Annotated in this window: 23 protein-coding genes; 4 read left to right on the forward strand and 19 right to left on the reverse strand. The window is 47.8% G+C overall.

Annotated features, from left to right (window positions below; all coding sequences use genetic code 11):
* Positions 1-84: 84 nt before the first annotated feature.
* Positions 85-228, reverse strand: coding sequence for an entericidin A/B family lipoprotein (locus J3U76_RS04660; protein ID WP_208004680.1), 144 nt, complete (start codon positions 226-228; stop codon positions 85-87).
* A gap of 221 nt (positions 229-449) precedes the next feature.
* Between J3U76_RS04660 and chrA the strand changes: the two genes are divergently transcribed.
* Positions 450-1580, forward strand: coding sequence for a chromate efflux transporter (chrA, locus tag J3U76_RS04665; protein ID WP_208004681.1), 1131 nt, complete (start codon positions 450-452; stop codon positions 1578-1580).
* Between the two features lie 279 nt (positions 1581-1859).
* Here chrA and J3U76_RS04670 read toward each other — a convergent pair whose 3' ends face one another.
* The 5 genes from J3U76_RS04670 to zntR form a co-directional block, all read right to left on the reverse strand.
* On the reverse strand, positions 1860-4337 hold the full coding sequence (locus J3U76_RS04670; RefSeq protein ID WP_208004682.1) for a heavy metal translocating P-type ATPase: 2478 nt from the start codon (positions 4335-4337) through the stop codon (positions 1860-1862).
* 272 nt (positions 4338-4609) lie between these two features.
* Positions 4610-5002: a Cu(I)-responsive transcriptional regulator gene (cueR, locus tag J3U76_RS04675; protein WP_208004683.1), complete on the reverse strand. Its 393-nt coding sequence runs from the start codon at positions 5000-5002 to the stop codon at positions 4610-4612.
* 127 nt (positions 5003-5129) lie between these two features.
* Positions 5130-5327: a heavy-metal-associated domain-containing protein gene (locus J3U76_RS04680; RefSeq protein WP_208004684.1), complete on the reverse strand. Its 198-nt coding sequence runs from the start codon at positions 5325-5327 to the stop codon at positions 5130-5132.
* 69 nt (positions 5328-5396) lie between these two features.
* Positions 5397-6677 (reverse strand): purine/pyrimidine permease, encoded by a 1281-nt coding sequence (locus J3U76_RS04685; RefSeq protein ID WP_208004685.1) that lies wholly within the window; start codon positions 6675-6677, stop codon positions 5397-5399.
* Positions 6678-6859: 182 nt separating this feature from the next.
* Positions 6860-7288, reverse strand: a complete 429-nt coding sequence (gene zntR / locus J3U76_RS04690; RefSeq protein WP_208004756.1) for a Zn(2+)-responsive transcriptional regulator — start codon at positions 7286-7288, stop codon at positions 6860-6862.
* A gap of 227 nt (positions 7289-7515) precedes the next feature.
* On the opposite strand from zntR, the gene purH reads away from it, so the two are divergent.
* Positions 7516-9099, forward strand: coding sequence for a bifunctional phosphoribosylaminoimidazolecarboxamide formyltransferase/IMP cyclohydrolase (purH, locus tag J3U76_RS04695; RefSeq protein ID WP_208004686.1), 1584 nt, complete (start codon positions 7516-7518; stop codon positions 9097-9099).
* A gap of 193 nt (positions 9100-9292) precedes the next feature.
* A complete protein-coding gene (purD, locus tag J3U76_RS04700) occupies positions 9293-10585 on the forward strand; it encodes a phosphoribosylamine--glycine ligase (RefSeq protein WP_208004687.1) in 1293 nt (430 codons plus the stop codon).
* 277 nt (positions 10586-10862) lie between these two features.
* Here the strand turns inward: purD and J3U76_RS04705 are convergent, their stop codons facing one another.
* From J3U76_RS04705 to J3U76_RS04755, 11 genes are all read right to left on the reverse strand, one after another.
* Positions 10863-11345 carry a GNAT family N-acetyltransferase gene (locus J3U76_RS04705; protein ID WP_208004688.1) on the reverse strand — a complete coding sequence of 161 codons (483 nt, stop codon included), beginning with the start codon at positions 11343-11345 and terminating at the stop codon, positions 10863-10865.
* A 46-nt stretch (positions 11346-11391) separates the two neighbouring features.
* On the reverse strand, positions 11392-11748 hold the full coding sequence (locus tag J3U76_RS04710) for a sirohydrochlorin chelatase (RefSeq protein WP_208004689.1): 357 nt from the start codon (positions 11746-11748) through the stop codon (positions 11392-11394).
* A 1-nt stretch (position 11749) separates the two neighbouring features.
* On the reverse strand, positions 11750-12181 hold the full coding sequence (locus tag J3U76_RS04715; RefSeq protein ID WP_243454070.1) for a hypothetical protein: 432 nt from the start codon (positions 12179-12181) through the stop codon (positions 11750-11752).
* Between the two features lie 146 nt (positions 12182-12327).
* Positions 12328-12600 (reverse strand): nucleoid-associated protein HU-alpha, encoded by a 273-nt coding sequence (gene hupA / locus J3U76_RS04720; RefSeq protein WP_208004690.1) that lies wholly within the window; start codon positions 12598-12600, stop codon positions 12328-12330.
* Between the two features lie 321 nt (positions 12601-12921).
* A complete protein-coding gene (locus J3U76_RS04725) occupies positions 12922-13794 on the reverse strand; it encodes an NAD(P)-dependent oxidoreductase (protein WP_208004691.1) in 873 nt (290 codons plus the stop codon).
* Between the two features lie 132 nt (positions 13795-13926).
* Positions 13927-15429, reverse strand: coding sequence for a succinylglutamate-semialdehyde dehydrogenase (gene astD, locus J3U76_RS04730; RefSeq protein WP_208004692.1), 1503 nt, complete (start codon positions 15427-15429; stop codon positions 13927-13929).
* A gap of 20 nt (positions 15430-15449) precedes the next feature.
* Positions 15450-16499: an arginine N-succinyltransferase gene (gene astA / locus J3U76_RS04735; RefSeq protein WP_208004693.1), complete on the reverse strand. Its 1050-nt coding sequence runs from the start codon at positions 16497-16499 to the stop codon at positions 15450-15452.
* Between the two features lie 85 nt (positions 16500-16584).
* Complete coding sequence (locus tag J3U76_RS04740; RefSeq protein ID WP_208004694.1) at positions 16585-17799, reverse strand: aspartate aminotransferase family protein; 1215 nt, start codon at positions 17797-17799, stop codon at positions 16585-16587.
* 418 nt (positions 17800-18217) lie between these two features.
* Positions 18218-18799, reverse strand: coding sequence for an anthranilate synthase component II (locus J3U76_RS04745; protein WP_208004695.1), 582 nt, complete (start codon positions 18797-18799; stop codon positions 18218-18220).
* A gap of 140 nt (positions 18800-18939) precedes the next feature.
* The gene (locus tag J3U76_RS04750; RefSeq protein ID WP_208004696.1) at positions 18940-22002 is read right to left on the reverse strand and encodes an efflux RND transporter permease subunit; all 3063 of its coding nucleotides are present in this window, start codon (positions 22000-22002) and stop codon (positions 18940-18942) included.
* A gap of 57 nt (positions 22003-22059) precedes the next feature.
* A complete protein-coding gene (locus J3U76_RS04755; RefSeq protein ID WP_243454071.1) occupies positions 22060-23112 on the reverse strand; it encodes an efflux RND transporter periplasmic adaptor subunit in 1053 nt (350 codons plus the stop codon).
* 172 nt (positions 23113-23284) lie between these two features.
* Here J3U76_RS04755 and J3U76_RS04760 point away from each other — a divergent pair, with 172 nt between their 5' ends.
* Complete coding sequence (locus J3U76_RS04760) at positions 23285-23803, forward strand: DeoR family transcriptional regulator (RefSeq protein WP_208004697.1); 519 nt, start codon at positions 23285-23287, stop codon at positions 23801-23803.
* Between the two features lie 211 nt (positions 23804-24014).
* Here the strand turns inward: J3U76_RS04760 and J3U76_RS04765 are convergent, their stop codons facing one another.
* Together J3U76_RS04765 and zapE are read right to left on the reverse strand one after the other, a co-directional pair.
* A complete protein-coding gene (locus tag J3U76_RS04765) occupies positions 24015-25046 on the reverse strand; it encodes a transposase (RefSeq protein WP_208004698.1) in 1032 nt (343 codons plus the stop codon).
* Between the two features lie 147 nt (positions 25047-25193).
* Positions 25194-26306, reverse strand: a complete 1113-nt coding sequence (gene zapE, locus J3U76_RS04770) for a cell division protein ZapE (RefSeq protein ID WP_208004699.1) — start codon at positions 26304-26306, stop codon at positions 25194-25196.
* Between the last annotated feature and the right edge of the window lie 190 nt (positions 26307-26496).

Raw genomic sequence — 26496 nt, forward strand, 5'->3', positions numbered from 1 at the left:
TTCTGCTATATGTCACGCAAAAAAATACCGAGCATTAAGCTCGGTATTTTTTTGCGTGTTGCTTACTAAAAGTGTCACTAATCGTTAGTTTTGCACATCCCTTGCCGCGCCCTCTATGGCTTCTCCACCACGCTGAATATCTTCACCGGCGCCAGCAAAAGTATTACATGCGCTTAAACCACCAACTAAACCAACCACCATTAACACGGCCATTATCTTGTTTAACATGATGTTATTCTCCTTTAGGTGAGTTACCAATGATAGCCTAGCCTTAATTAGGTTCACTTGCGACCCTTGCCAGCATTTTTATGCCTGATATTGTCGTGACTCTCACACCAGCTTTACACACGGCATAAAGAAATACGCTTGACTCATTATTGCTTTACTCTGAATGAAACAATGTAAAATACATTCCATTATGATGAATATAATCACGAAAGGTCACTATCATGCTTGAGGTGTTTTGGCAGTTTTTTAAATTAGGTTGGATAAGCTTTGGCGGGCCGGCAGCACATATTGGCTATTTTCAGCGCCACTTTGTGCAAAAGCTTGGTTGGATGCCGCAAGACCGTTTCGCTTCCACTCTCGCCTTATGTCAGTTTTTACCCGGACCTGCATCAAGCCAGCTAGGCTTTGCCTTGGGGTACCAACGTGCGGGCTTGTTTGGTGCCATTGCCGCTTTTGTTGGCTTTACCCTACCCTCTTTTTTATTAATGCTAGGGTTGGCCTTAGCAGGCAGTGCTTGGGCTAACCAGCCCGCCGCCTTAGCGATAGTGACTGGGCTTAAGCTCTTTGCGTTGGTGGTTGTCGCCGATGCTGTATTGTCGATGTCTAAGCAATTTTGCCGCCAACAAAGTACGCTTATTATTGCCATACTCAGTGCCGCCCTATTCTGGCTGTTGCCAAGCTTTATTAGCCAATTTGCCGTGTTATTGGTCGCAGCATTAGCAGGCTCATTCTTACTAAAAGAAGAGCCCAGTGAGCGCTCACATACCTTAGGCATTAGCTGGCCCTTTTTGGCTCTGTTTTTAGGGTTATTGTTACTTATGCCCTTGTTAAGCCTCACCGATACTGCTGCTATTTTTGCCGACTTTTATCAAGCAGGCAGCTTAGTTTTTGGTGGCGGTCATGTGGTGCTGCCGTTACTGGAAAACACCCTGCCCGAGACGCTGTCACAAGATACCTTTTTAACCGGTTACGGTGTCGCGCAAGCTATGCCCGGCCCCATGTTTAGCATGGCCAGTTTTTTAGGAGCCGAACTTCACCCTAACGCCCCCGTGTTGGGCGCATTGGCGGCCACCTTTGGCATCTTTTTACCCGGTTTTTTATTGGTCTTGGCTTTACAGCATAGCTGGCATGCACTGGCGTCTAAGCCAATGTTGGCAGGCGCGGTGCGTGGCATTAACGCCGCTGTGGTGGGCTTATTATTAGCGGCACTCTATCAACCGGTGTTTGTGAGCAGCGTGACTGGGGCGCCTGCACTTGCGGCGGCCGCCATTGGCTTGCTGGCTCTGCGCACCTTACGCTGCCCAGTGTTAGTGCTGATCCCGGTATTTATGCTGCTGGGGTTTTGGTTGTAGTCACAATACAGCGCCAAGCTCCGCCAAAAGGCTAAACCTAAACCCTATTTGCCACGGAAGAACACGGAACCCGCAGAAAAATAGTGATTAAATCTGACTAAACTAAGATAAAAGCCTTAATGGTTAAGAGCAAATACAGCTCCTACACGAGGGGGAGCTGTTACCATTAATTATCTCTTTCGTCGGTCTTACTTTAGCTTAATTTTTCCGTGTCCTTCCGTGGGTTCCGTGGCAAAAATAGCTCTTGAAAATGTTGAGTTTGATGCTGGGTGCTGTCAGTTAAGTTTTAAATCGCTTTAGCCTTAGGGCATTAGTCACTACAAACACACTCGATAACGCCATGGCACCGGCAGCCAGCATAGGAGACAGTAAGATGCCAAATGCTGGGTATAAAATGCCGGCAGCCACCGGAATAAGGCAGGCGTTATAGGCAAAAGCCCAAAATAGATTTTGTCGAATATTGCGCAAGGTAGCCTGACTAATGGCCAAGGCATTCGGCACGGCGCGTAAGTCACCACTCATTAACACCACCTCTGCCGCTTCAATAGCAATATCGGTGCCTGTACCAATCGCCAAGCCCACATTTGCCTCGGCTAACGCAGGGGCATCATTAATACCATCGCCAACAAAGGCCACTGCGCCATATTGTTTACGCAGCTTTTTTAAGGCCGCCACTTTACCATTAGGCATCACCTCGGCCACGACCTCGTCTATGCCTAATTGTTTAGCTATGGCTTGTGCCGTGTGCTTGTTATCACCGGTTATCATGGCCACCTTTAGCCCAAGCTGATGCAGTGCCGTGATCGCCTCTGGTGTGCCCTCTTTAATGGGGTCGGCCACGGCAATAATGGCGGCTAACTTGCCATCAATGGCGGCATATAAGGGGCTTTTTCCTTGTTGGGCAAGCTGTTCGGCTTGCTGACTCAAAGCGCTTAGCTCATAGCCTAGTTTCACCAGATACCGATCGGCCCCCACTTCGACTTTTTGACCGCCTACTTCAGCACATACCCCTAGCCCAGATAACGACTTAAAAGCCTGAGGCCCAATGATATTTAGCTGTTGCGCCTTGGCCTCAGCCACTATGGCTTGGGCTATGGGATGCTCTGAGTGTTGCTCTACTGCTGCCACTTGTGCCAATACCTGAGACTTATCAAAGCCTGCTGTTACGGTTAAATCGGTCAGCTCTGGCTGGCCTTTAGTGAGGGTGCCGGTTTTATCTAACGCCACCACCTTAGTGTTGCGTAAGGTTTGCAATGCTTGGCCTTTGCGAAATAACACGCCCAACTCAGCCGCACGTCCGGTGCCCACCATAATAGAAGTAGGCGTGGCCAAGCCCATGGCACAAGGGCAGGCAATAATCAGTACCGCGACCGCATTAATAAGGGCAAAACTTAAAGCTGGGCTTGGGCCCAGCCATAACCAGCATAAAAAGGTGAGTACCGCCATGGCCATCACTACGGGCACAAATACGCCGGTCACTTTATCCACTAAGGCTTGAATAGGTAATTTCGCCCCTTGGGCTTGTTCAACCATGCGAATAATTTGTGCCAATAAGGTGTCGTTACCAATATGGGTGGTGTCACATTCCAGCGCGCCATTTTTATTAATGGTGCCACCTACTACCTCATCCCCAGGTTGTTTTTCTACCGGCACCGGCTCACCGGTTAACATAGACTCATCCACATAAGAGTGCCCCGAGTGCACTTTGCCATCAACCGGAATGCGCTCGCCTGGGCGCACTAACACACAATCTCCCACTCGCACTTGATCGAGGGCGACTTCTTCTAGTTGGCCATTACGACGTACTCGTGCGGTATTCACCTGTAAACTCAGCAGCTTTTGAATCGCTTCACCCGTGCGCCCTTTGGCTCTGGCTTCTAGGTTTCGGCCCAGTAAGATAAGAGTGACAATCACCGCCGCCGCTTCAAAGTAAACATGTTGCGTGCCTGCGGGCAGTAAGTCTCCCGCTAATAACACCACCAAAGAAAAGCTCCACGCCGACAAGCTACCTAAGGCCACCAAGGAGTTCATATCGGGCCCGCCTCGCAGCAAAGCCGGAATGCCTGAGCGTAAAAAGCGCAGACCTGGGCCGAATAATACCAAGCTGGTTAATACCAGTTGTAGGCTCCAGTTAAGGGTTTGCCCTAACGTTGCCTCAACCCAGTTGGCCATGCCGGGGATTAGGTGTGATCCCATTTCTAAAATAAAGACCGGCAAGGTAAAGGCAAAGGCCCACCAAAAGGCCCGCTGCAAGCTGTGTTGCTCTTGGGCTTTACGCGCTTGTTCGTCATCACGCTGACTAGATAGCGGCTCTGCGGTATAACCGGCCTTGTTAATGGTCGCCACTAGCTGCGCTTCTTCTAAGTGACCAGCCAATGCCTCAATATGCGCGCTTTCGGTAGCTAAGTTCACATTGGCCACCCTAACCCCAGATAACTGTTGCAGCGCTTTTTCAACTCGCCCCACACAAGACGCGCAGCTCATGCCAATAATGCTCAGCTCAAAGGTTTCGTCACGCACGTTAAAGCCTATTTTGCTAATGGCCTGCACTAAGGCATCAACCTGAGTGTCTGCCGCCATCTCAATATCGGCTTTTTCATTGGCCAAGTTAACCTTGGCCTCGGCTACGCCCGGCACATTTAGCAAGGCTTTTTCAACACGGCGCACACAAGAGGCGCAGCTCATGCCACTAATTGACAGTTGTAGCTGTTGTTGAGACTGAGATTGAGGTGCAACTGTAGAGGGGGTAACGCTCATAAGTCGACTCCTAAGCATGGCATTGATACATGCAGCTTAAGGCTTACCATAGGGGGAAGGTCAAGCTTCAAAAGCAGCGATCAGCCGTCAGCGATAAGCTATCAGTAGACAAAACTAAAACCTATTTGCCACAGAATACACAGACATAAAGGCGGTAAAAAATCGACAGCGAGTATGATTTATAAGATATGAATCCCATCACTTTTCGATCTTAATCGCATCTTAATTGTTTCCGTGTATTCCGTGGTAAACAAGTCTTTAAGAGCTCGCCTTTATGGTTTTTTAGAGAGTTGCTCGAGGATGGCGCATTGGGGGTTATCGTCGCCGGGACAGGCGGAGATCATTTGTTGTAACGTGCTTTGCATGGCGGCCAGTTCATGCATTTTATGCTCCACTTCTTGCAAGTGATGCTGTGCTACTTCTTTCACCGCTCGACTTGGCCGAGCTGGGTCTTGCCATAAACGCAATAGGTCATCTATTTGAGCAATAGAAAACCCCAGCAGGCGGGCTTGGCGAATAAAAGTCAACACCGCAATATTTTGCTCATTATATTGCCGATAGCCTGCCGCACTGCGCTTGGCCGGTTTAAGCAGTTTTATTTGCTCATAATGGCGGATCATTTTAGCCGATAAACCACTACGTTTTGCCGCCTCACCTATGTTCATCTACCTACCTCCTACGGAGAGCTTAAGCGGTCTGCTACTTCGCTTAAACCACGCCAGCATATAACCCGACCACTTACAGCTAAAGCGCCGGGCTATAAAAGGCGCTGTTTTTTGCTTTGCCGCTATTTTAGCTTTGTTTTGGCGGATAACCGGCATCAGTTAAGGTACTAATCAACTGCTGCTCTGTAGCACTGCTGTTAACGGTAATAAGGTGATTGAGTAAATCAAATTCTATTTCACAGTTGGGATCAAGTGTGGTTAATGCCTCATTAATGGCTCCCACGCAATGACCACAGGTCATATCGGGTAGTGTAAATTCAACCATGGTTCGTTTCCTTATCTAATTTATTTTTCAACACACATGCACATATCAGATGTAACTGGCCGCTTAGCGTTATGCTTTACGCCACACCTGCTCCATAACTAACACAATTAAGGTACCGGTTAATAAACCATTACCCAATAGATATTGCGCCAGCCCTGGCCAGTCACGATACAGCTCTGGCGGTAAAAACATACAGCCTACACCCAGTAATACAGTTACGCCTAATATAGTACCAGAACGCTGATCAAGCGGATATTTTGTTAATAGCTGAAATGCTAACATCACCAGTTTAATAAAAGCCGCCAACAAGGCAGCGTTTGCCACAGGGGCGGGCAGCAGAGATAAAAAGCCCACAGCTGCAGGAAACAAACTCACACCGGCCAACAAGATACAAGCCACCATAAAAGGCGCGCGCCTTTGATCATTGGTAAGCTGAATAAAGCCTGCGGTAATTGGCAATGGCACGACCGCTATGGTGGATAAGCCCCCCGCCATCACATGGCTAATGCCCGAGGCTAAACTACTGCCATTTAAGGCATCTTTCATGCTTGGCTGCTCGCCCTTTACCACAGAGGAAATAGCAGTAATCGCCGCCACTTGGTTAGACACCAATAACAGTGAAAACAGCACCGCCACCACCAACATGCCTAAATCTAACTTAGGCAAGCCAAAGGCAAATAATGAAGGTAGGGCTATGCCCGATGCCGTGTTAGGCAGCGCATCGCCACTTAAATCAAATATCGCAAAAGCACACCAACCAACCACTATGCCCATGAGTACCGCATAAGTACGCACTATGGCATAGCGACTAAAAGAGCAGAGCAAGACGCCAATAAAGACCAATAACCCAATGGCGGCCACCGGCATCGTCATTAAGCCGGTTTGTGGATCCGTGACCATGCCACGAAAAAACACCCCCGACAGCTGGATCACCAGCAATAACATAAAACAGCCAGTCACCAAGGGAGTAAATAAAAACAACAAGCGGTGGGTTTGTTTAGCCAGCCCCAGCACTAACATAATGCCCCCAGCCACTAACACACCGCCGGCCAGTAAGCGCAATATTTCACCGCCTTCGTGGCCTTGCGCCCGCCCGATATAGGCCATCACAATAAAGACAATCGCCCAAGAGCCGGCCGGCCCATCTGCCACCGGATAACGATGCCCAATGCAAATTTGCACCAGCGAACTTAAGCCAACTAAGAGCAAGGTACGTTGCATTAAGCCCGCCACCTCGGCCCCTTCTAAACCAAAGGCCTGTCCTAAAATAATGGGCAGCGCCAAGGCATTAGCTAATAAAAAAATAAACCATTGGCCGACACTCAGTCCCCAGCCAAAACGTGCATACATATAGAACTCCAGCCCTTTGGGCAGCGATAAGCGATAAGCCTTAAGCGATCAGTTAAAGAACCAACAACAGCCCTTCGGGCAGCTATAAGCCGTCAGCCTTAAGCGGTCAGTTAAAGACCAACAGCAGCCCTTCGGGTTGTGGTTTAGCTGATCGCTGACAGCTTCTAGCTTCCTGCTCTCTATTAACGGGCATTATTATCGTCGGTTATTCTTTTGCCATCTAGCGCTTCTAAGATGGAGCAATGTTCCGCGCTTTCTAGCCCGCCGCAACAGGCATCAGATAACTGCTTCAACGAATCTCGAAACTGCTCTAACTCGGCAATGCGCTCTGTGACATCTTGTATTTTGGTGTCGGCTACCGCTTTTACTTGCGCGCACGTCACCTCGCAACTGCTCACGCGCAATGATAACAGCTCATCAATTTCTTTTAAGGTAAAACCCACTCGCTTACTGCGCAAAATAAAATGTAACCGGCGTTTATCTTCCTCGCTGTAGACCCGATATCCGGCATCGGTACGGGAACTGGGTGATAATAAGCCCTCTTTTTCATAAAAGCGCAGCGTATCGGCCTTTACACCAAAATGCTTTGCTAGCTCACCAATTCGAAACATCAATTATTCTCCCTGCAAGCGCATAAAAATCCTCCCCTTATCCCCTAAAAATTCAGGGCATAGACATAAATAGTCACACAAGCCGTGGCAAAATACAGTAGAATATGCCCCTGCGTTTCTGGCGTATTAGCCTTGCGGCTTAATGTGCTAGGCGGTTTGGTAAAATCGACGAGATGTGCGCCGATTTTACCAAACCCCCCAATAGATCGTTATAGGAACGAGAAACCATGGAAATTGCTCGCCCCATTCGCCGTGCGCTACTGAGCGTATCTAACAAAGACGGTATTGTTGACTTCGCACAAGGTCTACACGACCGTGGTGTTGAACTCCTATCTACCGGTGGCACCGCCCGCCTGTTAGCAGAACAAGGCTTACCTGTCACTGAAGTGTCTGATTATACCGGTTTTCCTGAGATGATGGATGGCCGCGTTAAAACCCTACACCCAAAAGTACACGGTGGTATTTTGGGCCGTCGCGGTACAGATGATGCCATTATGGCCGAGCACGCCATCGCCCCCATCGATATGGTAGTGGTTAACCTATACCCTTTTGCTAATACCGTTGCCAATGCCGATTGCAGCCTCGAAGATGCGATCGAAAACATCGATATTGGCGGGCCAACTATGGTGCGTGCCGCTGCTAAAAACCACAATGATGTCGCCATTGTGGTGAATGCCAGCGACTACGACCGTCTACTTAGCGAAATGGATGCCGGCCATAATAGCCTCACTCAAGCCACTCGTTTTAGTTTGGCCATTGCCGCTTTTGAACACACAGCTCAGTACGACGGCATGATTGCCAACTACTTTGGCACCATGGTGCCGGCTTATCATGCAGCCGACGAACAATCGGCTTTCCCGCGCACCATTAATTATCAGTTCACTAAAAAGCAAGATTTACGCTATGGCGAAAACAGCCACCAAAGTGCCGCTTTTTATGTAGAGAACAACATTGATGAAGCCTCTGTAGCCACGGCTACTCAGCTGCAAGGCAAGGCATTATCTTTTAATAACATCAATGACACTGATGCCGCATTAGAGTGTGTTAAAGAGTTTGATGGCCCCGCTTGTGTGATTGTAAAGCATGCCAACCCTTGTGGTGTGGCATTGGGCGAGAATTTGCTTGAAGCTTACGATCGTGCATTTAAAACCGACCCTACCTCCGCCTTTGGCGGCATTATTGCCTTTAACCGTGAGCTAGATGAAGTGACGGCCAAGGCCATTGTTGAGCGCCAGTTTGTGGAAGTGATCATAGCGCCTAGCGTGTCTGAGGCGGCGAAAGCCGTGGTGGCTGAGAAGAAAAATCTCCGCTTGTTGGTCTCGGGCCAATGGACGAGCAAAACTCAAGGCCGTGATATTAAGCGGGTTAACGGTGGCATTTTAGTACAAGACCGTGATCAGGGCATGGTGGGGTTAGATGACTTGCAAGTAGTCAGTAAACGCCAGCCCACTGACGCTGAGCTACAAGACTTATTATTTTGCTGGAAAGTGGCCAAGTATGTTAAGTCTAACGCCATTGTGTATGCAAAAGATGCGCAAACCATTGGGGTGGGCGCCGGTCAAATGAGCCGTGTTTATTCAGCCAAAATTGCCGGTATTAAGGCGGCCGATGAGAATTTGCAGGTTGAAGGTTCTGTGATGGCTTCTGATGCATTTTTCCCGTTTCGTGACGGGATTGATGCGGCGGCAGCAGCGGGCATTAGCTGTGTGATCCAGCCTGGTGGCTCTATGCGTGATGATGAAGTGATTAAGGCGGCGGATGAGCATGGCATGACCATGGTATTTACCGGCATGCGTCACTTTCGCCACTAATTATAAGCTAGAAGCTAAAGCACGAGCAGGACAGGCGCATCACACGCCAACACGCTAAACCGCATCCATGCGGCGCTCAGCACATGACATCCCTGTCATGTGATGGTCGGCTTAGTGATTGCCCCTGCCCTGCTCTGCAAGCGGAATTTCTAGTTTATATCAGTTGCTTTATACATTTAGAGGAACAAGATTGATGAAAGTATTAATCATAGGTGGTGGTGGCCGTGAGCATGCATTAGCGTGGAAAGCGGCGCAGTCGGCGGGTGTTAGTCAGGTGTTTGTCGCACCGGGTAATGCGGGCACCGAGCTTGAGTCTAACTTGACCAATGTGGACATTGCTGCCACCGATATTCAAGGCTTGTTAGCCTTTGCCAAGCAAGAGCAAATTGGCTTAACGATTGTTGGCCCAGAAGCACCATTGGTGGCGGGTGTGGTGGATGCCTTTGAAGCTGAGAGTTTGGCCATTTTTGGTCCCTCTGCGGCGGCGGCGCAATTGGAAGGTTCTAAGGCGTTTAGCAAAGACTTTTTGGCTCGCCAACAGATCCCCAGCGCTGAGTATCAAAACTTTACCGAAGTAGAGCCCGCGATTGCCTATTTGCGCAAAAAAGGCGCACCTATTGTGGTTAAAGCCGATGGGTTAGCCGCAGGTAAAGGGGTGATTGTGGCCATGACCTTGGCTGAGGCCGAAAGTGCGGTGCACGATATGTTGTCGGGTAATGCCTTTGGCGATGCGGGTAGCCGCGTGGTTATTGAAGACTTTTTAGAGGGTGAAGAAGCCTCCTTTATTGTGATGGTAGATGGCGAAAACGTGTTGCCGATGGCAACCAGTCAAGATCACAAGCGGGTGGGTGACGGTGATACCGGCCCTAACACTGGCGGCATGGGCGCTTATAGCCCAGCTCCTGTGGTTACGCCTGATATCCATAAGCGTATTATGGAGCAGGTGATTATGCCTACCGTGCGCGGCATGGCAGCAGAAGGCCATGTTTATAAGGGCTTTTTGTATGCAGGCTTAATGATCGATAAGGCAGGACAGCCAAAGGTTATTGAGTTTAACTGTCGCTTTGGTGACCCAGAAACTCAGCCCATTTTGCTGCGTTTGCAGTCTGACTTGGTTGAGCTGTGTTTAGCGGGTTGTAACGGCGAGTTAGATAAAGTGACCGCCGAGTTTGACCCACGCGCCGCTGTGGGTGTGGTGTTGGCTGCCGGCGGCTACCCAGCTGACGGTTATCGCAAGTTTGATGCCATCACCAATATTCCGGCAGAAACTGACATTAGCAAAACCTTTCATGCGGGCAGCACCATAAAAGATGGCACCTTAGTGACATCTGGTGGCCGTGTACTGTGCGCCACTGCATTAGGTAACACGGTAACAGAGGCGCAAGCCAATGCGTACGCCGTCACTAAGCAAATTAATTGGCAAGGCGTGTTCTATCGCCACGATATTGCCTATCGTGCGATTGAGCGCGAGAATCAAGCCTCTTAATTGATTGCTACAAATAATAAGCCGCCCGCTTTTGATGGCGGCTTTTTTGTTTGAGCACAAGCGCAAGGGGTGATGTCAATCAACCAACAACTATCACAATACCTAAAGAGGTCGAATAAATTCGCCCCCACATTTTAGGCATCCAATGTAACAGACAGCGGGACGCCATACGCTTTACGCTGACCGCTATACAAAAAGTCAAAACGTTTTATCTGTAAGGTATGGTTTTGCACTGATGTGTTGTAGGGTCGATTTCAATCGACCAAAAATCATAGTTTTAAGACAGCGTTTTTAGCATCCATACATCACAGCCGCCATGTATTGAGCCAGCGATGGGTTGAGTGAGATGTGTAAAACCAACGCTTTCATATAAACGTATTGCGGCTGTCATATTAGCTAAAGTGTCTAAATAACAGTGTTGATAACCCTGTTGCTGGGCAAAGGCTAAACAGGCTTTCGTGAGCGCCACACCTATGCCAAGGCCACGGTACTGGGGCAGTAAAAATAACTTTTTAAGCTCACAAGTATCGCTACCCGGCTGAAAAGGCGCTATGCCTGCTCCGCCAACGGGCTGATCATTAACAAGCGCCACTATATATCGGCTACGGTTTTCTAGTAAGTAGTGCTCACTCATGCACGCCACTTCAGGGTCGCCTGGGCCAAAGCCGTCTCCTATGGCACCGAACTCTGCACCCACTTGTTTGATCACACGGCTAATATCGGCATTATGCTGCGCTTGAATGTCGACTAATTGATACATAATCACCCTGATTTTAACGCTTTAACGCTGGCCTGCATTTTACACTTTAAAGTTGCTCACCTAACCAGTGAGCAAAGTTAGGCAAGGCGCCTAAGTGGGGAGAGAGACTAATAGTTACGTTAGGATATTGCTCGCGCTTTTGCTCTACCACACTGGGCAGATCATTAACCACATGACGGCCTTGAGCTAAAAAGTACGGAAATAACCGAATGCTAGTCGCACCGGCGACAATTTGTTGATCAATAGCGTCGGCCAAGCTTGGCTCGGCCAGCTCCCAAAAGGCATGCCCCATCAGATCAAAACGTGAAGACATGCCACTAAATAACGACTGAGCAAACGCTGCAATTTCTTCATTGGCCGCCACGCGACGACTACCATGGGCAACCAGTATAAAGCCTTTCATGTTATTCCTTTTGTTTATGTTGTTTTACTAGCGGCTCCTGTGCTGCTAGTACATCGACACAATAATCCCAGCTGGCAATACGATAGTGCTGAATGTCCTTGTCTAAGTGTATACCTTGGCTTTGTTGATGAAACCAAATTAAAAAGCGAGAAGGAGTAATTAAGTGTATTTGGCTGTCTGATCCTGAGTCGTCATCGTCCATTTCCTCTAGCGCATCTGTGCCTTCTAACACACGATAACCGAGTAAATAATCAAACTGTAACTGATAAATGACTTGGGGCGCGACTGCTGCTTGTATAGGCATCCCCATAGAAAGTAAAAGTTGGCCTGTCCATACGTCCTGGTAGATTTCAGTTAACATTAAACCTGTGGTTAACCCTCGGCTACCAGCCCAAGGCGTGGTTATTTGTTGAATGCTATTAACTTCCATCATCGCCTCCCTGTGAGGGAACTGATTCTATTAAGTTATAACAACCTAACCACTAAAGAAGCAAGCTTGAAAAAACAGAAAACCCGGCAAAGGCCGGGTTTGAATACAGTATTGAGTAATAAAAACGAACAGCAGCTGCTGCGTTTTTGTTACTTAATGGCGTCTTTTAGCGCTTTACCCGCAACAAAAGCAGGAACATTGGCCGCTGCAATTTGTAACTCTTCACCAGTTTGAGGGTTACGGCCAGTGCGAGCAGCACGATGGTTTACTTTAAAGGTACCAAAACCAACCAGTTGTACTGGGTCACCTTCTTTCAGGCTTTGCGTAATTCCGCCGAGTACTTCTTCTAACGCGGCCTTAGCCTGAACTTTATTTAAATCTGCCTTAGCGGCAATTGCATCAACAAGCTGAGTCTTATTCATAAGGATCCTTTCTCACTTGGCATTAAGTGGTTACCCACTCTATTCAAATTTAGGCATCAAGCAAAGCCTTTGTCTTACAGCTTGGCATCAAGTGCCGTTGTTTTGTGCAAAAACTGCGAAAAACATCACATAACGACCACAAGCAAGGCCGCTACGCTATAACAAACAACAGACTCAGCATAACCGAGCCAAGCTCTCGCTTCCAGAGTTCAAGCACTTTTCAACATAATTAGTCTCACAGTACGCCTTTTATGCCGACAAGAATCGACCGAAAGGTGATGCTGAATGATATGTAAAATGAAGTGCCAACTCCTGCCATACCTATTTCTTTTGCGAGGCTAAATCTTTGATTACCACCGTAGAATCACAGCGGCCAAAGCCTTCTTCAAGCAATGTTTCATATACCTTGTGCACATGATCAGTTAGCGGCAGAGTTAAGCCCTGCTGCTTGGCTTCATCAAGGCAAATGCCTAAGTCTTTGTGCATCCACTGGGCGGCAAAGCCAAAGTCAAACTCGCCATTGGCCATGGTTTGCGCACGGTTTTCTAACTGCCAACTTTGTGCCGCCCCACCGCCTAACACATCTATCATGGTGGGAATATCTAGCCCGGCTTTTTGTGCAATCATCAGACCCTCAGCAATGCCTTGCACGGCGCCAATAACACAAATTTGGTTTACCATCTTACAGCGCTGCCCCGCGCCTACTGGCCCCAAACGGGTAACTTTTTTGCCGTATGCCGACAACACTTCTGCAGCTTCAGACACATCGGCCTCAGCACCGCCGACCATAATAGTCAGTGCACCGTTTTCGGCTCCTAACTGGCCACCCGACACGGGGGCGTCAATAAAGCGTACGCCTTGCTTTTTTGCCGCTGCCGCTAACTCTTCAGACAGCATTGCTGAGGTAGTGGTGTGATCAACCAATAAAGCGCCGGCTTTTATGCCCGCCAATACGCCTTGTTCGCCATACACCACAGCGCGTACATCGTCGTCATTACCGACACAGACCATCACCATATCAGCACCTTCTGCTGCCAGTGCTGGGGTGAGAGCGAAGCTGCCACCATGGCGTTCGGCCCAATCTTTCGCCTTGGCTTCACTGCGATTATAAACACACACCTGATGACCGGCTTGTTGTAAGTGCCCCGCCATGGGGAATCCCATTACCCCTAAACCGATAAATGCCAACTTCATGACTGTGACTCCTTAATTTTAATGCTATTGGGTTAAATTTCGGTATTTGTATCATTGTTAACAAATAAAAAGAACAGCCTCCGTATCAAAGATAAGGAGGCTTAAAGGTTAATAATAGTGATAACGGGCGCGTTAAAATGACAAGCCGGGAGACAGTGTGTCTGGCAAACTCACGGTGTCTTCTTCTACTGACGCCACCGGATATGCACAGTAGTCGGCGGCATAATAAGCACTGGCTCTGTGGTTACCACTGTCTCCGACCCCACCAAACGGAGCCGCCCCAGAAGCGCCGGTAATGGGTTTATTCCAGTTAACAATACCGGCTCGAATATGGCGATAGAAGTATTCCCAATCTTGCTGATAGTCTGATAATAAGCCTGCTGACAAGCCATAGCGGGTATTATTTGCAATCGCCAAGCTTTCAGCTAAATCGCCATAGCGGATCACCTGCAAGAGTGGGCCAAAATACTCTTCATCGGGCAATTCAGTAATATGAGTCACATCTATAATGCCCGGTGAAACTAATCCGGTGCCCCTTTTTAGTGAGCTTAACATCAGTAAAGACTCGCCCCCAAGTGCAAGCAGGTGAGCTTGGGCGGCAATCATATCTTTGGCCGCTGTTGCTGAAATTAGCGAGCCCATAAAGGGTTGAGGATCGTCATTATATAACCCCACCTTTATCGCTTTAGTGACCTCAAGTAGGCGCTGTAAAATACGATCACCTAGCTCACCACGCGGCAGCAGCAGGCGTCGTGCACAGGTACAGCGCTGCCCTGTGGTAATAAACGCCGACTGCACTATGGTATGCACGGCGGCATCTATATTTTCCACTTCACTGACCACTAATGGATTATTGCCGCCCATCTCTAAGGCTAGAATTTTGCTGGGCTGCCCAGCAAGCTGCGTATGCAATAAATTGCCCGTGTGAGATGAGCCTGTAAAAAACAAACCATCGATATTGGGGTGACTGGCCAGCGCTTGGCCGGTGCTAACCTCACCTTGCACCAAATTTAGCACCCCAGCCGGCAAGCCGGCTTGCTCCCACAAGGTGACCATTTCTTGAGCTACCCTAGGGGTGAGCTCAGAGGGCTTAAATACCACCGTATTACCGGCAATAAGTGCGGGCACAATATGACCATTGGGTAAATGTCCCGGAAAATTATAAGGGCCAAACACCGCCACCACGCCATGGGGTTTATGGCGAATAAAGGCACGCCCCGCAGCGATGGGGTTTTCTGTGGTGCCAGTGCGCTCAAAATAGGCTTGTTCTGATAAGGCTATTTTTCCGGCCATGGCCGCCGCTTCGGTTAGACTTTCCCAATAAGGCTTACCGGTTTCTTCTGCAATTAACTCGGCTAACCGCGCCTTGTGTTCAACCAATAAGCTTGCATAGTGCTTGGCAATAATGAGGCGATCTTCCACATCGCGGTTGGCCCAAGACACGCTCGCCTCGCGCGCAGCCAATATAGCCGTATTAACCTGATCGGCACTGGCTGCAGCCCCCGACCACAGCACCTTGTTATTAGCCGGGTTAAGAGAAGTAAATAATGAACCCTCACCCGCCTGCCACTGCCCATTAATATAGTGAACGGCCTCTGCGGTGCCGAGCGCATTAGTGTGCAAGGTATCCGTCATCTTATCCCCTCCTTATTAGCTTAAGACTGTGGATGAGTTAATTTAACTAACCGAACGGTATCGCCCTCTTTTACTTTGAGCAAAGTGGCAATGTCTTTATGCAGCATCACCTGTTGTTTATCCTCATCGATCACGGCCTCAGCAATCAGTGCCCTAAAGTGCTTAAATTCAATATTACTGAGTAAATAGGTATGTTTATCTGCGTGGGCTGAATATTGTTGTTGTTCAAGAATACCCACCGTTAGCCGTCGGCTCGTTCGTACACTGTGAATATGTGATAGCTCACACTCCACACTGGGGCCGGCATCAAAAATATCGACATAACCACGCCACCTAAATCCTTCTTCTTCCAGCATACGCAGTGCAGGGCGCGTATTATCATGGGTGATGCCAATCACTGACTTGGCTTCTTTCGACAATAAGCTGACATAAATTGGAAACTTAGGCATAAGATCGGCAATAAAGCCTTTTCGACCAATGCCGGTGAGGTAATCTACGGTAGAAAAATCCATGGAAAAAAAGTGCTCTTGCAACCAGCACCAAAAAGGACTGTTGCCTTTTTCATCTGATACGCCGCGCATTTCTGCCAAAATTCGCTGATCAAATAGCTCACTAAACTCAGCTAAAAATAAAAAACGACATTTAGATAATAAGCGCCCATTTAAGCCATGGCGCGCCGGCTCTCGTAAAAAGAGCGTGCACAGTTCGCTTACACCTGTGTAATCATTGGTGAGGGTTAGAGTTTCTACCACATTATAAATGCCCAAGCGGGTTGAGCTATGAACTTGCTTACCTAACAGATAATTATAAAAAGGCGCAGACAAGCCCACAGCGCCATCAATCGCACAGGTGCCCATCACCTCGCCGGTGTGAGTATCTTCAGCCACAAAGAAGTATAAAGACTCGCCTTTACTTGGCGCGCGCTTAGCAAAAGAAGCGATGGAGAGAGAAAGTTTGCTTTGCAGAAGTTCGTCATTTACTGGCAGCGAAGTAAAGCCATGACCAGACTCAATAGCAAACTGTTTAAGGGCGGGGAAATCCCGCTGTTCGATGGGACGAATAACCAACATACAGCCCTCCTTATCACTTAAGTCGTGGCCAAAGCGAGGCAAGCAGCCCCGCTATTTATGGTCTATATGGTTTAATTAACCACTGTTAGCCATTAACAACCTTAGCCACCGCTCGTTCAAACCGAGCCAGCCCTTCGGTTACGTCTGCTTTGCTAATCACCAACGAGGGGGCAAAACGCACCACGTTCGCGCCTGCGACCAACACCATTAACTGCTCATCAATGGCGGCATCTAAAAAGGCTTTAGCTTGGCCTTGGTATTGGTCATTAAGCACACAGCCTAACAGCAATCCTTTGCCGCGCACTTCAGAAAAGCACTGATATTTAGCATTAATGGCCGCGATCCCTTCACGATACCAAGACTCACGCTCTGCTACGCCGTGTAACACTTCATCGGTATTTACCGCATCAAAAGCCGCTTCTGCCACCGCACAGGCTAAGGGGTTACCACCATAAGTAGAACCATGAGTACCGGGCTTAAATGAGTCAGCAATGGCTGCGCGGGTTAACATGGCGCCAATAGGAAAACCACCGCCCAATGACTTAGCACTGGTGAGAATATCAGGTGTAATCCCTAATCCCATATAAGCAAACAAGTCACCGGTGCGCCCAACGCCGGTTTGCACTTCATCGAAAATTAATAACGCATTATGTTGATCGCACAGTTCACGCACCGCCTTAACAAATGCAGGATCTGGGCTTATCACGCCGCCTTCGCCTTGCAAAGGCTCCATTACCACGGCACAGGTGTTATCAGAGATAATCGCTTTCAGTGCATCTAAATCGTTGTAATCGACATGCTCAACATCCGCCGGTTTAGGGCCAAAACCATCAGAATAAGCTGCTTGCCCTCCCACGGTGACAGTGAAAAACGTCCGGCCATGAAACCCTTGGTTAAACGCAATAATCTGTGATTTTTGCTCACCAAAGTGCTCAAGTGCATAACGACGAGCTAATTTAAACGCCGCCTCATTGGCCTCGGCTCCCGAGTTACAAAAATACACTTTTTCAGCAAAGGTCGCCGCCACCATTTTACTGGCTAAGCGCAACGCAGGCTCATTGGTCATAACATTACTCACATGCCACAACTTTTGCCCCTGCTCTGTTAATGCGCCCACCAAAGCTGGATGGCAATGCCCCAAACAGCTCACGGCGATGCCACCGGCAAAATCAATATACTCTCGATCTTGCTGATCCCACACTCGCGCACCTTGGCCGCGCACCGGAATAACCTCTGAGGGGGCATAATTGGGAACCATTACCTTATCGAATGACTCGCGGGTGACAGCCATATTAGACATGCTTACTCCTTTAAGTATCACAACTTAGCGTGCGAATAATGTGACATAAATGTAAATGCTAGCGCTAGTATTACTAACTATTGATGTTCTGTCTCGGCAAAAGAGCACTTTGTGCTTATTACTCACCACAAAAACACATAAAAAATCAAAAACAGTGAATAACTTATCACCAAAAACCGTTAATTTGCACTTCTTTCATAAAAAGTGCATAAAAATTATTTGAGCAGCAATCTCCCCCTAAATACAGATACAGGACAGTCATATCTTTTGCACAACCCTACCGATTAAAAAAGTCAGGACAGTCACATCTTTTGCATCACTACCGTTTAAAGTTGGGACAGTCACATCTTTCACATCACCCCCCCCCCCTTTAAAAGTCGGGACAGTCATATCTTATTGGTCAGCTAAGTTTTGTACATTAAAGCAGACGAAGAAAGTTTTTAAGCAGTTGATGTCCGCCCTCAGTTAAGATGCTTTCGGGGTGAAACTGTACGCTATGTAAGGGCAGTTCGTTGTGCTGCATTCCCATAATGTCATCTTGCTCTCCCTCTTCTGTTTCACTCCATGCCGTTATATTAAAACAAGGCGGCAGACTGCTGCTTTCTACTACAAGAGAATGATAACGGGTGACCGTTAAAGGATCGGGCAGCACTGAAAATAGTCCCGTTCCTGTATGACGAATGACCGAGGTTTTACCGTGCATCACCTGCCGAGCTCGCACCACTTGACCACCAAAGGCTTGGGCTATAGCTTGATGCCCTAGACAGACGCCTAAGATGGGGAGTTTACCAGCAAACTCGGTGATGGCTGCTAACGAAATACCCGCTTCATTGGGGGTGCAAGGCCCGGGCGAAATAACTAAGCCTTGAGGGCGCAATGCGGCTATTTCGGCCAAGCTAATATCATCGTTGCGTCGCACCACCACCTCTTGTCCCAACTCACCAAAATACTGCACTAGGTTATAGGTAAAAGAATCATAGTTATCGATTATTAGCAGCATGGTTGGCCTATGTGGAAAGAGTGTTGAGACTCGCTTATTTTGCTTGGTTAAAGGGTGATTAGCAATTATGTGATAAACAAAAAGCGCCCGGTTAGGGCGCTTTGTATTAGGTGACTAAAGGGTTGATATATGTCTAGTTATTAACCCTGAGTTTGTGGCTCGTCGGGCGGTAAACGAAATACAGTAACGTATAACAAGGGAACCACAACTAATGTAAGAACAGTGGCAAAGGCGAGACCAAACATGATCACTACCGCCATACTCTTAAAGAAGGGGTCAAATAATAATGGCGCCACCCCTAAAATCGTGGTGAAAGCCCCCAAGAACACCGGCCGCGCGCGACTGACTGCGGCATCTAACACAGCAGTAAAGCCAGACTTACCACCACGAATTTCCGCATCGGCTTGATCCACCAATACAATGGAGTTTTTCACCAACATCCCCACTAAGCTTAAGCAACCCAAGATCGCCATAAATTCAAACGGCACTTGGAAAATAACCAAACCAACAGTCACACCCACAATCGCCAATGGAGCCGTAAGCCAAATAACCAAGGGTTGACGCAGGCCGTTAAACATCACCACCACTGCTAAGATCATGGCGCTAAAACCATAAGGTGCAGAAATAGCTAGACCTTCGTTTGACTCATTAGACGCCTTATACTCACCGTGCCATTCAAGACGATAGCCTGGAGGTAGTTCCATGGCTTCAATCTTAGGCATTAACCTTGCTAGCAAGGGATTAGCTTGCTCCCCAGGGGGCGGATCGGCTTGTGCGATTATGGTAGGAAAGCGGTCAATTCGACGTAAGATAGAATCAACCCACTCCACATCCACACCAGTAATAAGCTGACTCACCGGCAGGTATTGTTGGGCAGTCGGGCTATACACTTGTACGCTGTCGATATCTTGCGCTACCGCACGCTCAGCCTCGGGCGCACGAGCAATAATGGGAATTAACTTATCACTTTCTCGATAGACACCCACTCGCTCTCCGGTAAAGGCGCGATTAATCGCTTGGCTAATTTGAGTAATATCAACCCCTGCTCGACGGGCTGCGACTTCATCAACCACAGGGCGTAACACGGGCGTTTTTTCTCGCCAGTTATCTTGAATAGCAATCGCATCACCATCATCCGCCATAATCGTTTTCGCTTGTTCAGCTAATTGACGTAACACTGCGGGATCCGGCCCCATAAAGGCGGCTTCTATTTTTTTACCGCCGCCACGGCCCAGCATAAACTTCCAGGCTTTAATTGCCGCTAATGGATGGCGTTCAGATAACTGTGCTTGTAAGTCTTCAACGAGTTGCGCAATGATGGTCGGATCGTCCACGTCCACCAATAATTGGCCATAACTGCTGTTCGGATCTTCAGGGCTGTAGGTTAGCATAAAGCGCAGTCCGCCCTGCCCTACAAAACTGGTGACATGGGTGACGCCTTCTTGTTGCTCAACGTAGTCGGCCATTTCTGCAAGCTCAGCGGCAGTCTCTTTAATATCAGAGCCTTGAGGTAAGTACATGTCTACCACAAACTGGGGACGTGCCGACTCTGGCATAAAGCCTGGCTGTACCCAACCAAAACCAAAAATAGCCCCCGCTAAAAGCGCCAGCAAAACTCCGCCGGTGATCATTCGACGGCGCAGTGCACTGTTAAGCAAGCTACGATAGCGCGCTAAAATACCAGTAGGCTGATCATCGTCATGTTTAGCGCCCACTTTGACTTTCAGTAAACTAACACACAACAAGGGCGTTAAAGTGACCGCAAATAGCCAACTGAGCAGCATGGAATACATGATCACCCAAAATAAGGAGCCCGCGTACTCGCCCATGTCAGTCGGTGATAGACCAATAGCACTAAAAGCTAAAATACCCACTAAAGTACCGCCCAATAGCGGCCATTGAGTATCTCTAACTACCGCGGCCGCTGCCTGTTCGGCTTGCTCACCCTTTTGCATGCGCACCAAAATACCGTCGGTCACCACTATCGCATTATCCACCAGCATGCCAAGGGCGATAATCAATGCCCCCAGCGAGACCCGCTGCATGGCGATATTATCCATATACATGGCAATTAAGGTGCCGGCCACTGTGAGTAGCAAGACGCTGCCCACAATCACACCACTGCGCCAACCCATAAAGATAATCAACACTAACACTACTATGGCAACAGCAGCGGCAAGGTTAGCCACAAAGCCATTAACGGCATCGCGGACCGAGTCGGATTGATAGGATACTATGTTTAGATCCATTCCCAGCGGGCGTTGCCCATCTAGCTCATGAAGGCGAGCACGCACCGCATCCCCCATATCCACCACGTTTCCGCCGGCAACTTGAGAGATACCTAAGCCAATGGCAGGCTTACCATCGTAGCTCATTAAAGCACGAGGTGGCTCTATGGTAGAGCGCGTAATGGTGGCGATATCTTTTAAGAAGATCACTTGATCGCCAGCAGGCGATGCCAAGGCAATATTGCCTAGGGCTGCGACTGAATCGACTTGTCCTTTGGGGCTAAGATGTACTCGTTGTGGGCCAATTTTAAGATTGCCTGACTCGCTGATCACATTTTGCTGACGTAACGACTCATAAATTTGGTTTTGTGAAATGCCCAGCTGCGCTGCTTTGGCTGAGGCTATCTCCAAAAATATGGCCTCTTGAGGCGCCCCTAAGGTGGCAATTCGTGCCACACCCGGCACTTGTAATAGCTCTCGCTCTAAATCATCAAGGTAATCTTTAATTTGCTGCAAGCTATAACCTTCACCGGTTACCGCATAAAACAGCGCATACACATCGCCAAAATCATCATTAACATGAGAAGGCCCTGCCCCCGGGGGCAGGTTATTTTGTGCATCATTAATTTTACGTCTGAGCTTATCCCATACTTGCTCAAGCTCGGCTCGGCTATGGGCAAACTTCATCTCAATTTCAACTTTAACCAACGAGCTCCCCATTCGCGATACTGAGGTAACTTCTTTTAATTCTTGTAGCTGCTGTACCGCCTCTTCAATAACCTCTGTGACCTCTTCCGCCACCTGTGCAGGCAGAGCCCCCGGATAGGGAGTGGTAATGGCCGCTTGGCGGATCACAAATTCAGGATCCTCAAAACGCCCCAGCTTCTGATAACTAATGTACCCGCCAATCAGCACCAACACACACGCCATCCAAGCGATAGTACGTTTTGCTAATGTTTGTTCAGCAATATTCACGTTATGCGCCTTATATTTAAATCGTTACCTTTACGCCTTAAGTGCAATAACACCCCCTTATAGGGGTCTTACTAGCATGTCTTCTCGCAGTTGGCTAACACCAGCAGTCACAATTTTTTCACCACTCTTTAAGCCACTTTTCACAACTACATTGCTTCCCATGACTTCTCCCAATTCCAAGGCGCGCAGCGACACGCGATCGGTATCTGGGTTGACGACCCATACCCCAGTGGTTCCATCGCCATTGGCATAGATGGCTTGTAACGGCACTTGAATTGAGCGAGCAGTGTCTGTTGATAATGCATTAGTTGGGAATATATCCACGGACATACCCGGTAATATTGTTATTTCATTATCTGGCTCTAGCGCTAGCACCACTTCATAAGTTTGCGTTTGACTATTACTTTCTGAAGAAAATGATTTAAGGCTAACAGGCAGACGATGCTCTTCTTGCCCAGAGAAAACCGCATAGCCCACCACTTGCTTAGGTCGATTACGCACAATGCGCTCGGGCACGTTAATCACAATTTCTAACTGACTAAGATCTTGCAAACTCACAATGGGCTCTTTGGCCTGCACATTACTAAAATTCTCTACCCGCCGCTTAGTAATTACCCCAGCAAAAGGAGCGGTTAAGCGCGTATCATCCACGTCTTTTTTAGCGGATAAATAACGCGCACGGGCTACTTCCATCGCGGTTCTTTGTTGATCCACTTCCGCTTTAGCAATGGCTTGGCTTTGCTTCCAAATTTTTAGAACACGGTTATAGTCAGTGCGAGCTTTGTTGTACTCGGCCTTAGCTGACGCCAGTACAATCTGATAGCTTTCACCATCTAAGGTTGCCACCAAATCTCCTTTCGCCACTCGCTGACCTTCTTTGACCGGTAGTTCAATTAAACGCCCCGGTATGTTAAAAGCCAGCTCAGCTCGCTCTACTGCTCGTACACGACCAGGAAAGCGTAAGTCTAACCTTGTCTCATCAGGATCCACGGTAAGCATTGTCACCGGTCGCGAGATTTCAACTGGCTCCTCTGTAACTTCTTTTTCACCACAACCACTCAATACCCCCAGTAGCAAACTTGCTACCAGCCAGCCAATATATTTATTCAACCTGATACTCCCGCTTTAAAAAGTGATTGCAGCCAACTATCACACTAGTCTGTTATCCCAGTATAGAGGGATAACAGACTAGTGTGAGTCAAACAGCGCTTGCAGACAACGCACCCTATGCCCAAAATGGGCGACCTAGCATGTTAACTATCCTTTACAATAAGAACTTACTATGCCATTTAGTTATGAAAAGATTACCACCCATTTTGGCCATATTTTTCCGACCCATATAGAAGAATTATGCGAACTACTGATTATTTTACGTAAACAATTTTCTGGGGACCTCGATTTAATGTTGATTTTAGCCATTATTGGCTCGCGAACTTTACCAGCAAGGCACACTAAGGCCATGACATACGATGAATTTATTACTGATGATAACAAGAGCATTATCAGCCAGCCCATTAATATCCAATCTGTTGCTGAGTGCAGTGGCATTGCACGCGAAACAGTACGTCGTAAAGTGAATAAATTAGAAGCCTTAGGCTATGTTACCCGTAATGACCACGGCATGCTTAAGGTGACTCCTAAAGCTACGACGGATCTCACCGCTTCTACAGAAGCCAGCATACAATATTTAGTAGCCCTGGGCGCAAGCGGCACAGCATTCGCTCATACAGATCACAAAGAGTCCAATTGCCCCCCCCCAGAGAAAAGATCAAAAGATAGGACAGGCAGATCTTTTAAATAAAGGGCTAACCTAGGACAGGCAAGTCTTTTAACATTTAGGAAAAGCTAAGACAGGCAATTTTTAATCAGTAAAATAGCGAAAAATAGTGGCCAAGACGAGAGTATTAACGTAAAAATGATGCATGCCTGATTTTGGTGGGATTAAAACAGGATAAATCATCAATAAGCAGTAGGCTACTTATCATAAAAATCAGTCATATTAAAAATACCCTTTAGCCGTTCGGGTGCAGGGCTTCACTTTGTGCTTTTCCTCGGCACCATTTACCGCCATATTTTTGCTTCATGGCGCACATGTCGCTCCAGCGCCCACATATACCGCTGTATTGACGATTAAATTCTTTCGCAGAGATTATCCAAGATTCAGTGCTGATATTGAGCCTAGCCAGTAAACTGGGTTGCGAAGACGGAATAAAACCTGGTTTATCATTGCGTATGGCTCTTCCCGTCCAATCGATCAAATCGAGATAATCAATAAAGTGAAACGGGATCCCTGCGAGAATCGAGCCTTGTATAGTTCCAGCAAAAGCTAATAAAGGCTTCAAAGGTAACTTTTTAGCATCTGGGCTAGATTGAGAACTAGGCTGAGAGCCAGACAGTGTCGGTTTAGATGCTTCACCAATCCGTTGTTGAATAGAGGTGTAATCAGAGTCTTGCAGTGAGTTGGCCACTCCCGCTCGGATGGGATTTAAGTCGACATACATCATGCAGGCTAACAGCGCTTGCTCGCCAATTAATGCTTGGGATCGAAAGCGCCCATCCCAAAAAGCGCCTTTACAATCATCCTCTTGATTCGCCTTGTGGGAAATATATTGATTTAAGCTACTCATAAACCAACTAATGCTACCTAAACGCTCGTGCCAGTTTGCAATATCAGTATCTAATAACAGCTGCTCAGCGTCAGTTAACACCTCATCATTTAAGAACTTTTTGGCCACTAAACTACCCGAATATACTTGTAGCCAACGAAACACAACATCTTGATGTGAGAGAGATTGGTGAGTCTGCACATCGATTTTTAACACCAAGTGGTAGTGATTAGACATCACCGCATAGGCACAAATATCAATACAAAAAATACTCGCGAGTCGCTTAGCCCTATCAATAATCCAGGCTCTGCGGTGCTCATAACTGCGACCTGTGTTTTCGTCTTCGCCACAAAGGTAAGCACGACGCACACAACGATGGATGACATGATAATAGGGCGTACTATTTACATCAATCAAATGACGGCGAGCGGTAGTCATAATCATTCCTAATCACTGTCCAATAACATCAAGCTTAGTCATTAAACGTGAAATAGCCCAATAAATAGCAAACACTAAGCAGGTGTGGGAAACCTATGACTGTCCTATAAAGTACTTTCGCAGTTGTGTAACAAAGTAAACGCTAGGTTACTGACCAAATCGTTGCAGTTGCATCTCTTGCAATCGACTTAACGTACGTCGAAATGGAAAGGCTAATGCACCTTGGGTATAAAGCTCATGTAATGGCACCTCTGCACTCAGATACAGAGGTATCTTACGATCGTAGCACTCATCAACCAAGGCAATAAAACGGCGTACACCATCGTCTTGGCGAGATAATGCTGGCAACTCTCTATCACCGGCTATCACTTGAGTCACGCCATCTTCAGTCCCTCTGGCAATTGCTTTTTGCTGATCGCTCCCTGTTAATTTAGGCACTTCACTAAGAAAAATACTTGAAAATGAATTACATAGCTCGATAAAGTCAGAAGCTGCCAAAGGTTGCTCACAGAGATCGGTATAACGACACCACAACATCTGCTCTGTACGCTGTATTACTCGAATATTTTTGTGCCCTAACAATAATGTTTGTTTGTGCGCAGAGTTCGCTGCTAATGCTGAAAAAGCAGAGGCTAATGACTGAGGATCATTCACCCAGAAACGGCATACCGGCTGACCTGGGTGTAATCTATGATCTTCTTTTCCATTCATACTTAGCACCTGCATGTGGCGATTTATCGCATCAATCGCCGGGAGTAAGCGTTCACGATTAAAACCATTTTCATACAGCTTTTCTGGTGGCTGATTAGAGGTCACAACCAAAATCAACCCCTGTTCAAACAGCTGCTGCAATAAACGGCTTAGTAACATCACATCGCCAATATCACTAATAAACAGCTCATCTAAACATAGTACTTGGGTTTTGCTCGCCAGCTCTTGTGCTAATAACAGCAGCGGGTCTGCTTGTCCGGTAAGCTGAAACAAACGCTGATGAACCCAGCGCATAAAATGATGAAAGTGCATTCGCTGGGAGTTAATAGCCAACTCAGTGGTGAGACTGCGATAAAAGCAATCCATTAGCCAAGTTTTACCCCGCCCAACTGGCCCCCACAAATACACACCCGATATTTTGGTGTTACCGGCTTTTAGCTGCTGATAACAATGCTCTAGGTGCGTAACGGCAGCGCGTTGAGAGGCCTCTTCTTTAAAGCCTGCGTGCAATGCTTGTTGATAGGCAAAGTAAGGAGAATTCTCAGACATTTGTCCCCCGTTGATTAAAATGCCGCCCCATAACGCCTAGTTTGCAGTTAACTGCGCATAAGTTTTGCCTGTCCTGACTTTCAGTTATTCATCAGGAATTAGCTGTTATAGCGTTGCATGTGAGCTATGTTGTGCCTGTCCTCACTCTGTAGTTAATTCTGATCGCTGAGGCGTGTTGGACTAAACAGAA

The sequence above is a fragment of the Oceanisphaera pacifica genome, from assembly GCF_017498065.1.
Classification (GTDB): Bacteria; Pseudomonadota; Gammaproteobacteria; order Enterobacterales; family Aeromonadaceae; genus Oceanimonas; species Oceanimonas pacifica.